The following is a 14,014-nucleotide window of genomic DNA, read 5'->3' as shown; positions in this document are numbered from 1 at the left end:
GCCAGATAAGGAAAAAGGAGTACCGACAGTTGTCAGTACTCCTTTTTCAGAACTGATTCTAACAATAAATGGAATTTCATTTATCGTAAGATACGTTGCCAAAATCACCGCATAAATCAAGAAATATCCCATTCATATCAAATATCTCTTTATCCTCCTCTACATATTGAAGAACCTGTTTCCTTAACGAGGTATCAGGTTTGGCGTCTTTGACCTCCGTCAATTCATTAAACACAAAATTCCATAGGAAACGCACGGATCCCGCTGTCGGATATAGGTAGAACTGCTGTTGGAACTTTAAAATATTGCTCGTAGGCGGCAGCATCTCCCGAAGTTGAGGAGTAAAGAGCCATGTATGGCAAACCATGCCTTTATACTTGACTTCCGGGAAGTAGGCGGCAAAAAATTCCTTCGCTTTTAAATAAGTGTCTTTGATAGACTCCATATTAAATGCAGTATCTCTTGGGATGTGGATTTCAAGCAACGTATCATCTTTGTCCAGCACTTTTTCCCATTCATCTCTTTTAAGCTTAACTTGCTCCTGAAGTCCTTTGCCAATAGGAGTAATGGGATGTCCGATGAAGTACTCTTCCGTTTCTATATATTCCGTTACAAAACCATCGGTTGTCTTCTCTTTTTTACATACACCTTGCATATCGCCGTTTGCTCGCAGTTCCATTCCTTCACCGCATAAAAGTAAAAATCTTTCTTCCTTCGCATTGTAAAAACCTTTGACGACTCCGGAAAATTTCGCAGCCAGGAATTGCATGCCGCCAATCCGGAACATTCTGGCTTCGAGATGCCTCCAGATCCAGCTGAAATTTCTGATGGCATAATATCCCACTAGATTATAGGCATTTTGTACCCACACGCCGATATCCCGTAAAGTTTCTACGAATAATTCCTCACTCAGTCCCAATTCGGCATACTTCTGCTCGGCAAAAGGCAGCCTTTGCAAGGCGGCATGCAGATAAAACAACGAAGCTTCATTTCCGAACGTTTCTTCTACATAAGGGTGAATGGTTAAAGGTTCCCAAACCGTTGTCCAGTGACCACTTTCAATCGTATTTTTGTAAAAATCCATATAAATATCTAAAAGTTTGTGATCATTGTTCAGTTTATTGGCGATTTCCACCAATAGTTCGGTAGCTCCTTCAGGCATCAATATTTTCCTGCAGTACTGCTGGGTTAAATCTTTGGATAGTAACAAAAGTTCCATGAATGTACACCTCTCCTATTAAACAATTGCAAAATAAGCCGTGTTAGTATGTAAGTCTAGCTGTAACCCCATAAACGTTGTTACAGCTATCAACTAACAAGTTTACAGCATGTAGGAGGTCCCTAGCAATAGAATCCGGTCATGATGGTTACGTTAAGTTCTCAAGTATTTTCCTGTGATCGAGTGCTCCGCATGGATAATCTGCTGTGGTGTTCCCTCGAACACCACTTGACCGCCATTGCTTCCTCCATCTGGCCCCATATCAATGATCCAATCCGCTTGGCTGATTACATCAAGATTATGCTCGATGACGATGACCGTATTGCCAGCATCCACTAGTCGGTTCATAATACCCAGCAGATGACCTATATCGGACATATGCAGACCAGTGGTAGGCTCGTCCATCACATATATGCTTCCCTTCTTATGCAGCTCACTGGCTAGCTTGATGCGTTGACATTCCCCGCCTGAGAGTGTGCTAAGAGGCTGACCGAGTGTAATATAGTTCAAACCCACATCACTCATCGCCTGCAGCTTGCGCACAACCTCTTTTAACTCAAAAAATTCCAAGGCCTGCTCCACAGTCATTTCCAGCACTTCAGCAATTGACTTACCGTCCAACTTGTAGGCAAGTACTTCTTCTTTGAATCTTTTACCCCCACATACTTCGCATGGCAGCTTCACGCTATCAAGGAAAGCGAGGTCTGTGTACACAACACCTAACCCTTGGCAGTTCTCGCATGCACCTTTGGAGTTGAAGCTGAACAAGCCTTGGTTCACTTTGTTCGCAGAAGCAAACGCCTTGCGTACATCATCCATAATCCCCGTATACGTTGCGGGATTCGAGCGGGTTGACACGCCAACGGCCGATTGGTCGATGACGATGGCATCCGTATGCTCGCTGAGAAACACCTCGTTAATCAGCGTGCTCTTGCCTGAACCGGCAACCCCCGTAACGACGTTCAGCACGCCGGTTGGAATATCGACAGACACGTTCTGCAAGTTGTGCAAGGAAGCATTCTTGATCGACAGCAGGCCGGATGGCTGCCTGCAATCGTGTTTCAACTGGAGCGGTCGCTTCATATGCGTACCCGTCAGAGTACCCGACGCCAGCAGGCCTTGATAGCTACCTTCATACATAATCGTTCCGCCGCGGCTGCCGGCATGTGGCCCAACGTCAACGATATGATCTGCGATCTTAATCACATCAGGATCATGCTCCACGACAATCACCGTATTGCCCTTGTCTCGCAGCTTCTGGAGCAATTCATTCAGCCTGTGCACATCACGGGGGTGCAAGCCAACGCTTGGCTCATCGAAGATGTACGTGACATCCACCAGACTACCGCTCAGGTGCTTCACCATCTTCACCCGCTGCGACTCACCGCCGGACAATGTGTCCGTCTCGCGATCCAGCGTCAAATAGTCAAGCCCGATATCCACCAGATGCTGCAACCGTTCTGTGAGCGACTTCACGACCGGTGCGGCAACCGCATCGTCGATCTCCCGAATGACGCGAATCAGCTGTCCGACCTCCATCGAAGCGAGATCGGCAATGTTGTGTCCATTAATTTTGCAATTAAGCGCAGCTTGACTGAGTCTAGCGCCGTGACAACTGTAGCAGGTCCCCTCTGAGATATACGGGGTTACTGCTTTCTGAGTACGCTCGGACATCGTCTTCAAATCCCGCTTGATGTACTTGTTCGTGAACTTCTCGAAAACACCTTCCACTGTAATATTGACAGCCTTGCCGGCGAATTGCATCTCTACTTTCCGAGCTTTGCTGTACAACAGTTGATCCAGTTCCGCTTCCGAATAATCGCTCAGCTTCTTGTCGGGGTCGAAGGACCCCGTCTGGATGATCATCGACCAGTCCATGCTGTTCACGGAATAATCCGGCAGCATAATTGCTCCTTCATTCAATGACTTGGACTTGTCTAACGCCTTGCTTATGTCAATGCCCAGCCTGCGGCCAATCCCGTTACACTCCGGACACATCCCCTGTGGATCGTTAAAAGAAAACATGTTGGATTGCCCAATATAAGGTTGACCTACACGGGAGAAAAGAAGTCGTAGAATGGGAGAAATATCGGTAATCGTACCCATCGTAGAATGAGATCCGCCGCCTAGCCGCTTCTGATCCACAATAACAGCCATGCTCAAGTTCTCTATTGCGTCCGTATCCGGCTGTGGATAGCGTGGGAGAAAATTCCGTACGAACAAGCTGAAATTCTCATTCAGCAATCGTGTGGATTCGGCAGCAATCGTATCAAATACGATGGATGACTTGCCGGATCCGGATACCCCGGTGAAGATCGAGATCTTTCGCTTGGGAATGCGCAAGGATACATTCTTGAGATTGTTCTCCCTTGCTCCAGAAATTACAATATACTCCTGGTGGAAATCGCTCATGCTAACATCCTTCCTATAGCAAAATTTTCTATCTATCTACACATTGTACCATTCTTCACTCTTTTAATAATCTTCACACTAAAAAATCAAAGGAAACATAAAGGTAACGATAGCAGCCCACAGTCCATAAATCGGCATATACTTAGTAACCGCGTCCTGGATGCTTGAAAGCCCTGCCTTATTTTGCAGAAAACGCATATAAGCGATCATAATCCATATTAGATTAGCCCAGACAAGGAGATTTAAGCCAAGAACAGCAATCCTGTTGGGCGTTATCCCATACGAAGACAGCCTGAACACAATAGCTGATAAAGCCACACTGTCTATGATCAACGCGAGGATAATTAACGCAAAATTCAGGTAATCCGAAATGTTCTTTTTCTCGTCCATGCCACTCTCCGTAATGGAAAAAATGGTGACGGCTAATACAGCAAGGAGTATACCGTTAAAGGAAAGGAGAAAATCGCGATCCATGAATGGATTTTTCCCCACGGAAATCACCGTTACGAGATAGGCTACCAAGGTGACCAATACAAGAGGGCTAAAGATTTTGGCGATATAGGGAGCAATATTCTTAGCAAGCTTAAGGTTTCTTGACACCAGATACGCAGCTACGATGGCGAGAGCGGCAGCACCGAATAATACAACGTTTTTAAAATAAAATTCCGCTATATCCATGCCTACAAATCGAAATAACTGCATGGTTAATGCGGTTAGCAGCCCCCCACTGATGGCCATAATGGCGTAGAGAATGCCGAATTCCCCATTAAACTTAAGATAAGCTAATCTTGCAAAGCCTTTGCGATAGTCATTTCCTGTAAACGCAAGCCCTACTAATACCCATAAAAAAATGGGAAGGTGGATATAAGCTAGGACAATACTGTCATTTTGTTCGAGGGGCAGTGTATTCAGATAAATGCCTGAGATAATAAATAATGCAATGAGGATATACAGAATATTTTTTCTAGGAAAATTATTGTACACGAAATAGGCAGCTACAAAAGGCAGTATGCCAAAAACAAGGTTCAAGTGAGCTATGGCGTGCTGTTCAGCAAACTGGAAAATGAACCTGCTGACGAACCCGGCCAGAAGGGCTAAAATGCCCATGGAAATGAAATCCTTTTGGAACAAGGATGACTTCTCTGTATTCGCCGACTCCTTGAAATTCAGTCTTTCGAACCATATTGCGAGAACTTGCGAACCCGGGTTTAGTTCCCAAGCCTGTGTGAAAGACTTTCTGAAAGTTTCAGGATCTTTTCGATACAGGCGCTCCAATTCATGAGGGTTAGCCAAATTTTTAATAATCAAATTGCTAATCTCCATGTTCGTCCTCCCCTTCCGTATCGCCGCCGCTTTGATATTCTAAAATGTCGCCAGGCTGACAGTCCAAAGCTTTGCAAATCGCTTCTAATGTTGAGAATCGAATCGCCTTGGCCTTCCCATTCTTCAGAATGGAGAGATTCGCCATGGTGATGCCAACCCGCTCCGTCAGTTCGGTTACGCTCATCTTTCGTTTAGCCAACATCACATCAATATTAATAATAATTGCCATAGGGTTCACCTCAGACCGTCAAATCATTTTCAGATTTTATATCAATAGCTTCTTTCAAAAGCTTCTGGAGAACTGCTGCGAATACGGCAATGACGAAGGAAGCACCTATCAAAACCAACCCGATCACAATGATGCCGGGCGCGTCGTCTTTCTCCGCAATGAGATAAAAAATCGGCAACCCAATCACATACAAACCACTGAATGTCATTGCACAGTATTTGATGATCTTAAGAGCTCGCACAGACAATTCTGAGAAAGCCGTACCCTTGTCAATGTAGCCCAAAAGTTTAAACGCTTGATACAGTGCCAAGTAAAAAGGTATCGCTGTGGCATACAAATCCATCATAACCAGAGCATCCAAATAACCATGATCCGGATACAATTCTACGGCATAGTTCGCTATCTTTGGCACCAAATAAATGCACAATGCCAGCACTGGAATTCCAATTAGAATTAAGACAACTTTTAAAAATAGGGTTGAGCCTCGTTTCATTACATGCACCTCACTTCTTAATTTTCGATTTAAATTTAACATAGTATTTATCGTTTTTCAATAAATAATTACCGATTATAGCTATATTTTTATTCTTAAGTTGAATTCTCATCGTCATAAACAGAAAAAGAGCACTCCTCGTGTCAAGGAAATGCTCTTTCGTCCTCTATACTCACAATCAGCCATAGTTAGCTGTATATACTTCCAAAATTTTGGCATCCAGTGCCGTTCGATTCATTTGTTTAAGTCCCATATGGATGACTTTGAGAGCTCTATCATTCAACTTTGCGCCGTCCCCAATCATGTCGAGATCTCCTTCATACTTCAGTCCCGCTTTGCTATCAATATCCACTTTCATGGAGCTATCGTCGATAAAAGCCGGCAATGATAAAATATGAATAATTTTCGCCGGTTTCTTCAGCGCCATTTTTTCTTTGTAACCATTGGCTTCGGCTCTGCTTTTCGTAATAAAGGAATGACCTTTACTCCACTTATTGTAAGTGGCGTTAGCTGCAGCGTTATCACGACCATGTGTGCTAATCCCTGAACCTTTCCCGCCCTTACTCGCTTTTATGCCTCCGGCAAGAATATCCGCTACATTCTCCTCAAACGTTGCGTGGTAGAAAATACACGCTGCTAATACCGCTTGAATTGCTTGGTCTATGTTTCCTCCAGGGTCGGCAATGGCATCATCCTGCTGATTTTTTCTGGGGTTCAGGAAGATAGCTTTGAACGGCTCCCGATTGACAATGATTTCTGCCAGCTCCCTCTCGGTATGTACAGTGTTCACATAATCTGCCATAGCATCCCTTATATTGCCCCCGTAGTTCGGCATGCCATCTTTCCCTTCGCTTCGATCCCTCATTTTCGTCCATAAAGCACTGAGCTTAATATGCGTCCAGGTGACTTTGGTCTCATCATCAAGCGATCGCTGAATGACCGTCCCTTGAGCCGTTTGCGGCGTGATTCGCCTTTGAACCATATTAGCCACAGCTTGATTGCCAATCGTGCGTTGAAGCAGCATCATTTGCGATAAGCTTGCGATAGATGTTGTGTCATAACTTGCTTGATCGGAAGTTGTTGCAGCGTCCATGGATTTGTTAGTAGGACTAGACGTGCTTGGTTGCCGCACCGTATGTTGGCTTCCCGCTGAACTCATGATTCATCCCCTTTTCACAATAAACATGCCATTTTATAGAAAATTATACCCCACTAATGGCTTTTGTTCACTTATTTATTGTAGGAAAGAAGGGAATACTGGAAGGATCTGATTTTCAAGGAGTACATCTATGGAGTCCGCCGAAAAAATAACAGGAACTCAAATATGTTTATTAATTTTTTCATTTGTAGCGCCTACTGTCATTCTTGTCATACCAGGCTTGATGTCGACGATATCAAAACAAGATGCTTGGATAACGATTCTTCCTGCGTTTTTGATCGGAGCATTAACGATTATGGTGATGACAACCTTATCGAAACGTTATCCAGGTCAGTCGATTATTCAGTACAGCTGTCAAATCATTGGGAAATGGCCTGGGAAATGTTTGGGCTGCTATTATATTTATTCCTGGATCAATTTTGATTTCGTTATCCTGAATCAACATGTACAGTTTATCAACACGGTTTTGCTCATGAGAACGCCTTCTATCGTTATTAGTTTAACATTGGCCATTTTATGCGGGATTGCCGTCTATATGGGGATCGAAGCTATCGCAAGAGTGAATGAATCTCTCTCTTTGCTCATTCTTGTTTTGTTGATTCCCCTCTTGATCCTCATGCTTACAGAGGCAGATCCGGAGAGGCTTCGTCCAATTCTAAGCAAAGGCATCGTACCAGTTCTTCAAGGGTCCATTTTTCCTGCTGCTTACTTAAGTCAATTTTTTATATTGGGATGGCTTATCCCATTTATGAATCAACCGAATAAAGCAACCAAAGCTTCGTTCATTTCATTGTTTACCATCTCAGGCCTTCTCGCGATTACGATTATACCGCTCATTATGGTCTTTGGGCCTTTAACGAAAAAATTGACGTTTCCCGTGCTTAGCGTGATTCAGTATGTTGGTTTGAAAGGAAGCTTTGAACGTTTAGAGGCATTAGCGGTAGCTATTTGGGTTATGGGATGCTTTATCAAAATATCTCTAACTTTTTTTATCATCTGTTTAAGTTTAGGGCATCTTTTTAACATTAAACGGTATAAGGACTTAGTCATCCCAATAACGATTTTGTCCGTGCTTGGTTCGATTTCAATTTTTGTCAATTATTCAACCGATTTGTCAAGTTATTTGAATTATACATACCCTAGCTATGCCTTATTAACACATCTAGTATTACCGCTAGGCTTACTCTTGATTGATTCCACAAAAAGGCGCTGGAAGAAGTCCGTTCATTAGCCTTCAACGGTTTAGAATAAGCTTGCCAATCGGCTGAAAAATCGTATTCAAAGGTGCTGTTGTGCTTGGAATATCAACATGGGCTGCCAATAACGAGCCGAGAATCGTACATATTCCCATCAAGCAACCATATAAACCAGCCGTTACAGGCTGGTTTTTCTTAAGAAACATTCGAACTTTATACAACGTCCAACCCAGCATTACAATAATAAGAGTTACGATTTGTAAGATCATTTTCTAAATCTCCTATTCATAGAAGGAAGAATGTACCATTCCCGCTCCATTTAGCGTTATATGAACTTCGATGGATATCTCCGCCTCTGGAAATTGCGTATCCCATTGATCTTTCAAAGCCTCCCACTGATCAGGGCTATTTTTATAAACTTCTTGGCCGAAGCCCACGCTGTCAACTTGATATTTCTTTTGGATTTTAGACAGAAAATCTTGAACTTGCTTTTTGGCCGCATCTTCCAGCGCCTTTTTAATTCGTTTCAGATTGTCCGGATCCGTAATATCCAAATCTGAAGTATTCTCAACCAAACTTCCTTGACCTTCAAGTTTAATTTTGAATTGTACGGAATCTTTTGTAGTGTGCGTAACAATTTTACCTTTGGTATGGATTAACATCATCCCGACTTCCCCGGAGCTTTGCGGGACATTTGCCGTGATTCTGCCGTACTTCAGCTTGTCGGTCACCCACATAAACGCTAAAGTTTCATTGACATCTAATAAACCGGATAATTTGTAATCTTTAAATACGCCGGCGCCAGCAACCCTATAAATTTGCCTTTGTGCTTGATTGGAGTCGATCTCAGGCTCAATTAACCCTACTACGGGGTGAACCCCTTCACTATCGGTTGAAATAAAAAAATCTCGTAAAGTGACGGCGACATCATCTCCCGAAAGTTGCAATTCTTTGGCTACTTCACTTGGTATTTCTTTTAAAAGAGACGCCATCTTCCGCTCGCTTTTCCCATCGCCGTCTTTAACTACCATAATATAAGCCTTCAAACGATTCCTGGGATCATGTGTAAAGATATCCAATAAATCTTCCGTTCCATGTCTAGCTAAACGTTCACTAATAAATACTACGCTGCGGTGAGAGTAAAACAAGCTATGAGCGCTCTTCTTCTGCAGTTTTTGATGAACCTCGTTACCCGTTTTTCCTTCAGCAAATATGACATATGAATTTTGATTATTACTGCTCCCCCCACCGCTAACTGCGCCTTTGGAAGTTGTAGGCGCAGCGATTTGCAGATAACACATGATGTTTCCATTATCCGCAAGGTCTAGTGCAGTAGCCGTAACAAAAGCAATATCATTCATTTCCGTACGGTCCCAGCACCCGCTAATGAAGAAGAATACAAGAAGAATTATATATTTGAGTATGCTCATCTCATTCCCCCTCTTGATTCGGTCTTAAGGAAGGGCGGAATTTAGCCCAAATCGGAATCCGTATCAGGACATCTTTCAAAGCCGTAAGCTTAAGCGGAGCAACTGGCGAAAAATACAGACTTCCGAATGAACGAAGGTTGGTTACGTGCAGCATAATGGCTAGCAACCCTAGTACAATGCCATAGAGGCCTAGGATCCCCGCTAGGAATAACATTGGAAAACGGAGTAATCGAATCCCGTTTGCGAAACTGTATCGCGGGATCGTAAAGGCTGAGATACCGGTAATAGACACGATAATAACAACCGGCGCAGAGATAAATCCGGCTTGAACGGCTGCCTGACCAATGACCAGACCTCCGACAATGCTTATGGCTTGGCCAATCTGTTTAGGCAGACGAATGCCTGCTTCTCTTAGGGCTTCAAAAATAACTTCAATTAATAATGCCTCAATCATCGCAGGAAAAGGAACAGCATCCCTTGAGGAGGCAATACTCAGCACAAGATTAGTAGGGATCATCTCCTGGTGGAAAGTTGTAATAGCTACGTACATGGGCGGTGCAAATATGGCAAAAATGATAAAGAGGAAGCGAATCCAACGAACAAAAGTAGCGATTGGCCAACGGATATAATAATCTTCGCTTGCCTGGAGACCTGTCCAGAATGTCATCGGTACCACAATAGCAAAAGGCGTGGTATCGACAAGAATGGCCACTTTCCCTTCAAGTAATTCAGCAACCACCACATCCGGGCGTTCTGTGCTGTGAACTTGGGGAAATGGTGAATACGGTTGATCCTCAATAAATTCTTCTATATTCCCCGAGTCAAGGACACCCTCCAGCTTGATTGGCTTCAATCTTGCTTTTACTTCGTCAACAACGGTTTCGGAGGCAATCCCTTTCAAGTACGTAATGGCTATTCGCGTCTTGGAAAGCTCGCCAAGGGTGATATACTCCATTTTTAACTTTGAAGTTTTGAGTCTGGCACGGATCAGGCTGATGTTGGTTGAAATATGCTCAATAAACCCATCCCTTGGACCGCGTATAACGGGCTCGGATGAGGCTTCATCAATACTTCTCTTGGACGTGCCGGGAATTGAAACTGTCGTCACGACGCTGCTGCCCGTCGCAAGAATAGCCGCGTGACCCTCTAAGATGTTCGTGACAGCTTCAGACACTTTTGTCGTGCGAATCGCAGTACCGATGGAGATCATTTCGCTCTTCAAATCTCCGAATTCCTTCGGATATGTATCACTTGTTACACTCATTAACAATGGCTTAATAACATTCTCTTCAAGTGTTGTTTTATCAATCAAATTCTCTATATAAACAATGAGCCAATGCACATTCTGGTTAACATCTATCCTCCGATAAGCCAAGTCGGAGCAATCCTCAAACGTTTCTTGCAGCAACTTTTCGTTTTGCTCAATATCCGCTGTGAATGGAGTAGGACTGTCTTCCTCCAGAAGGGAATTTTTCGTACCAGGAGGATATTTATGTGAACGGAATTTACCTATTTTTAACCAACCCATGCAAGATCCTCCTAATGAGCACAATCATTGCTATTATGCCGAATCGAGCGAAACCTATACGGAAAGTGCTTATGGAGCGGCAGGAAGTGCAAAAAAAGACGAAGTAACATCGCTGTTACCCCGTCCTCTATTCTTATCTTGCTTTATTATACAAAGGATATTCGACTTTCGTCGGAATCTCGACGATAAACATCCGAAGCTTCTCACCCTCAGCGTGAACCTTCACTTCTACTTCTTCTTCGGCTTGTACAATGGCAAAGTCTTTGTTTGTAAAAGAAACGCGATTCTCCTCAGTCGTCCATAGGATACCAGACTGGCCGCGAAACGCTAAAGCTGCGAACGTACGGTTTGGCAATAACCGATGAACGTACGTTGCCCCTGCTTCAATTTCGATATCGTACATGTTAACGTCGGTTACAAGCTTTTGGATCGGAGAACCTTCCCCGACAACCGTTTTCACGTTGACGCCATCCTGGGTATTACGAGGAAATTCATCGTCATGGAAAAAGGTGTACACCGGTTCGCGATTTAACGCATCTTGCAAATATGGTTCCAACCAGATTTGAAAACCTTCGTATCCCGCATTGACGGTCTCAGCGTGATGCATGCCCGATCCGGTTTGCATCAACTGAACGTCGCCTGCTGCAAGTGTACTCTCTGTGCCAAGCGTATCACGGTGAGTTCCTTTTCCGCTGATGCCGTAAGTTAGAATTTCAAAGCCCTGATGAGGATGAAAGCCAATGCCGCCTTCCTTAACCGCATGCCCCCATGACCAATAGAAAAGAGGTCCGAGCCGCACGGTAGCAGCTCCTTGGCCTGAAAATCCTAGCGGTTTCTGCGCATAAATTCTTCCTCCGTCAAATGATTCTTTCCCTTGAAACTCTGGGCTTAGAACTTGTATGTTCATTTTCATATCTCCCATCTATACCAGATATAAATGTATTATATATATATTATAATAATAGGATATTTTTCATCGATAAAAATGACCCTCATTTCTTCAGTTAGAGGGTCTTTTTTTGCGCCATACCAAAGGTTATGACTTCTTATCATCTTCATGTCCGTTTGCATCACTTTGACGATTCTTAATGCCGTATCCAATTTTCTTAAGGAGGACAATGAGTTCGAGCTTCTCTTCATCCGTCACAAACGACAAATCGTCGGAGATTGCTTGTACATGTGTCGGAAAAATGTTATCAAAATAGCTTCGACCTTCTCCGGTCAATGCCACATTCACCTTGCGGCGATCACCTGGAATAGGAAGGCGTTCCACGAATCCTTTTTTCTCAAGCTTATCCACCACATAGGTGATACTCCCGCTTGGTATCGAGAAAGTGTCGCTAATTTTCTGTATGGGATGCGGACCTTTATTGTATAGAAACTCAAGGATTTGGAACGTTTCGATACTGAGGTCAAAGCTATCAATGCTCCGTTCCATGCTCCCAAACAATTCTTTTACCATGTTTCTTATGACACGTATAAGTCTTAAATCAAGCTCTATACCCTCTTTATCACGTTCAGTCATACGCCAACCACCTTATTTGCGTTCTTATACACAAGGATATTCGACTTCTGTAGGAAATTCAATTAGAAAAAATCGAAGGTCTTCTGCTTCAGCATAATTCGTAAGAAAATTGCGTAGACATGTGTTCATATGAATAGCTTGCTTCAGTTCAAAATAATGACAATAACAGCAAGTATGAAAAGAAGGATGGGCATCATGGCTTTAGCAACTGGATCTTTCACGCGAACCAAGTGGACCAGAGCCGCAACAAACATGGTAATTGCCATAAGAATAGCACCGATTAAGGCATATGGACTAACCCAAATGCCGATAATAATGATAGCGGCTGACAGTACTTCTACTAAACCAGTAAAAATCCTCATTCCCGGCGATAACCGATAGCGCTTGAATTCGTCTACCATTTGTTTGCTGCCAAACTTCATGAAACCAAACAGCAGAAACCCGATCCCTAAAATAATTTGAAGCACGATGGACAAAATATGCATGTGAATCACCCCTATTAATATTTAGTATAACGTTAGTTATTCTATTATTAGGATATATATTAGTCAAGATATAATTTTAGAACTGAACAAAAAAAAGGAGCTGCCGCTCGGCAATCTCCTTGTTTCATTCCTGTTCCTAGCTATTCATCTGGCCAGCTTTCCATCCGGTAAGCCATCTCCCAGAACAGATATTCATATCGCGTCGTGTTCAGAAAAATCTCTTCCAGCCGAATAAGCTCGGATTCCGGCTTTCCTTCGGCAAGCCGATCGAGCAGCCCGATGCACCACTGCGCTAACGCTCCGAACTCTTCCGAGCTGTACATTTTTATCCAATCCCCATAATAGGAATGTTCGCTTACTCCGGGCAATCGGCTTAGTTCCTTGCCAATTTCGGAATAACTCCACATGCAAGGAAGAAGTGCCGCAGTTAGCTCGGCTAACGATCCGTTTTGCGCCGTATGCAGCATATAATGCGTGTAAGCCAACGTAACTGGGGAAGGTTTGGCTTGTTCCAACTCCTCTACTGTGATGCCGAATCGAGCAGCATATGCTCTGTGAAGGGACATTTCTTCATTCAATGTGGAGTCCAGCAAAGCAGCAAATTTTCCCATAACCGCCAAATCATCCGATTTGACCGCTCCTAATGCGAACAGTTTGGCATAATCTTTTAAATACACATAGTCTTGAATCATATAAAAGCGAAACTTTTCCAGATCTAGCGTACCGTCTCCCATTCCCTGAACAAACGGATGGGCGTGGTTCCTCCGCCATATCGGTTGCAGTCGCTCATATAAACGTTCAGAAAAAGTCATTGTCTTATCCCCTTTTTTAATAATTCTAGTAGTCAAAACAAAAAAACCGCTTTCTAATAGAAAGCGGCCGCGTTATGACAGGTACCCATACGACAAACAACCACTTCCCTTCGCTAGCATTACCTAGATCAGGTGTAAGGGTTAAGACCAACGTCTTTCTCAGCTATGACAGCACCCCTAGTGTTCAATACGATTCAATTGTC

General features: G+C 43.5%; 14 protein-coding genes and 1 riboswitch. Of the genes, 1 reads left to right on the top strand and 13 read right to left on the bottom strand.

The genetic code is table 11. The annotated features are described in order from the left end of the window. Positions 1-76 precede the first annotated feature (76 nt). The 6 genes from ACUN27_RS16510 to ACUN27_RS16485 form a co-directional block, all read right to left on the bottom strand. Complete coding sequence (locus ACUN27_RS16510; protein WP_445559216.1) at positions 77-1,219, bottom strand: acyltransferase domain-containing protein; 1,143 nt, start codon at positions 1,217-1,219, stop codon at positions 77-79. A 153-nt stretch (positions 1,220-1,372) separates the two neighbouring features. Further along, a complete protein-coding gene (locus ACUN27_RS16505; protein WP_315950832.1) occupies positions 1,373-3,631 on the bottom strand; it encodes an excinuclease ABC subunit UvrA in 2,259 nt (752 codons plus the stop codon). A gap of 78 nt (positions 3,632-3,709) precedes the next feature. Continuing rightward, on the bottom strand, positions 3,710-4,954 hold the full coding sequence (locus tag ACUN27_RS16500; protein ID WP_445559215.1) for a DUF4153 domain-containing protein: 1,245 nt from the start codon (positions 4,952-4,954) through the stop codon (positions 3,710-3,712). Beyond that, the gene (locus ACUN27_RS16495; RefSeq protein ID WP_326059954.1) at positions 4,944-5,183 is read right to left on the bottom strand and encodes a helix-turn-helix domain-containing protein; all 240 of its coding nucleotides are present in this window, start codon (positions 5,181-5,183) and stop codon (positions 4,944-4,946) included. The genes ACUN27_RS16500 and ACUN27_RS16495 overlap by 11 nt, the downstream gene beginning before the upstream one ends. Positions 5,184-5,193: 10 nt before the next feature. Further along, positions 5,194-5,676, bottom strand: coding sequence for a DUF2975 domain-containing protein (locus ACUN27_RS16490; protein ID WP_315950836.1), 483 nt, complete (start codon positions 5,674-5,676; stop codon positions 5,194-5,196). Positions 5,677-5,854: 178 nt separating this feature from the next. Then, positions 5,855-6,835, bottom strand: coding sequence for a hypothetical protein (locus tag ACUN27_RS16485; protein WP_445559214.1), 981 nt, complete (start codon positions 6,833-6,835; stop codon positions 5,855-5,857). Between the two features lie 130 nt (positions 6,836-6,965). On the opposite strand from ACUN27_RS16485, the gene ACUN27_RS16480 reads away from it, so the two are divergent. Next, positions 6,966-8,066: a GerAB/ArcD/ProY family transporter gene (locus tag ACUN27_RS16480; protein WP_315950838.1), complete on the top strand. Its 1,101-nt coding sequence runs from the start codon at positions 6,966-6,968 to the stop codon at positions 8,064-8,066. 3 nt (positions 8,067-8,069) lie between these two features. On the opposite strand, the gene ACUN27_RS16475 is transcribed toward ACUN27_RS16480, so the two are convergent. The 7 genes from ACUN27_RS16475 to tenA form a co-directional block, all read right to left on the bottom strand. Next, entirely contained in the window at positions 8,070-8,300 is a 231-nt protein-coding gene (locus ACUN27_RS16475) for a hypothetical protein (RefSeq protein ID WP_315950840.1), read from the bottom strand. A 12-nt stretch (positions 8,301-8,312) separates the two neighbouring features. Then, a complete protein-coding gene (locus tag ACUN27_RS16470; protein ID WP_315950841.1) occupies positions 8,313-9,461 on the bottom strand; it encodes a Ger(x)C family spore germination protein in 1,149 nt (382 codons plus the stop codon). A gap of 1 nt (position 9,462) precedes the next feature. Further along, positions 9,463-10,989, bottom strand: a complete 1,527-nt coding sequence (locus ACUN27_RS16465) for a spore germination protein (protein WP_315950843.1) — start codon at positions 10,987-10,989, stop codon at positions 9,463-9,465. Between the two features lie 133 nt (positions 10,990-11,122). Then, positions 11,123-11,896, bottom strand: coding sequence for a pirin family protein (locus ACUN27_RS16460; protein WP_315950845.1), 774 nt, complete (start codon positions 11,894-11,896; stop codon positions 11,123-11,125). 129 nt (positions 11,897-12,025) lie between these two features. After that, positions 12,026-12,514 carry a MarR family winged helix-turn-helix transcriptional regulator gene (locus ACUN27_RS16455; RefSeq protein WP_315950847.1) on the bottom strand — a complete coding sequence of 163 codons (489 nt, stop codon included), beginning with the start codon at positions 12,512-12,514 and terminating at the stop codon, positions 12,026-12,028. Between the two features lie 143 nt (positions 12,515-12,657). Then, positions 12,658-12,999, bottom strand: coding sequence for a DoxX family protein (locus tag ACUN27_RS16450; protein ID WP_315950848.1), 342 nt, complete (start codon positions 12,997-12,999; stop codon positions 12,658-12,660). A 140-nt stretch (positions 13,000-13,139) separates the two neighbouring features. Next, complete coding sequence (gene tenA / locus ACUN27_RS16445) at positions 13,140-13,811, bottom strand: thiaminase II (RefSeq protein WP_315950849.1); 672 nt, start codon at positions 13,809-13,811, stop codon at positions 13,140-13,142. An 88-nt stretch (positions 13,812-13,899) separates the two neighbouring features. Next, positions 13,900-14,000, bottom strand: a riboswitch (TPP riboswitch). Between the last annotated feature and the right edge of the window lie 14 nt (positions 14,001-14,014).

This window comes from Paenibacillus sp. WC2504 (genome assembly GCF_052682475.1).
Note: the sequence above shows the minus strand (reverse complement) of the source record. Positions and strands in the feature narration are given on the sequence as shown.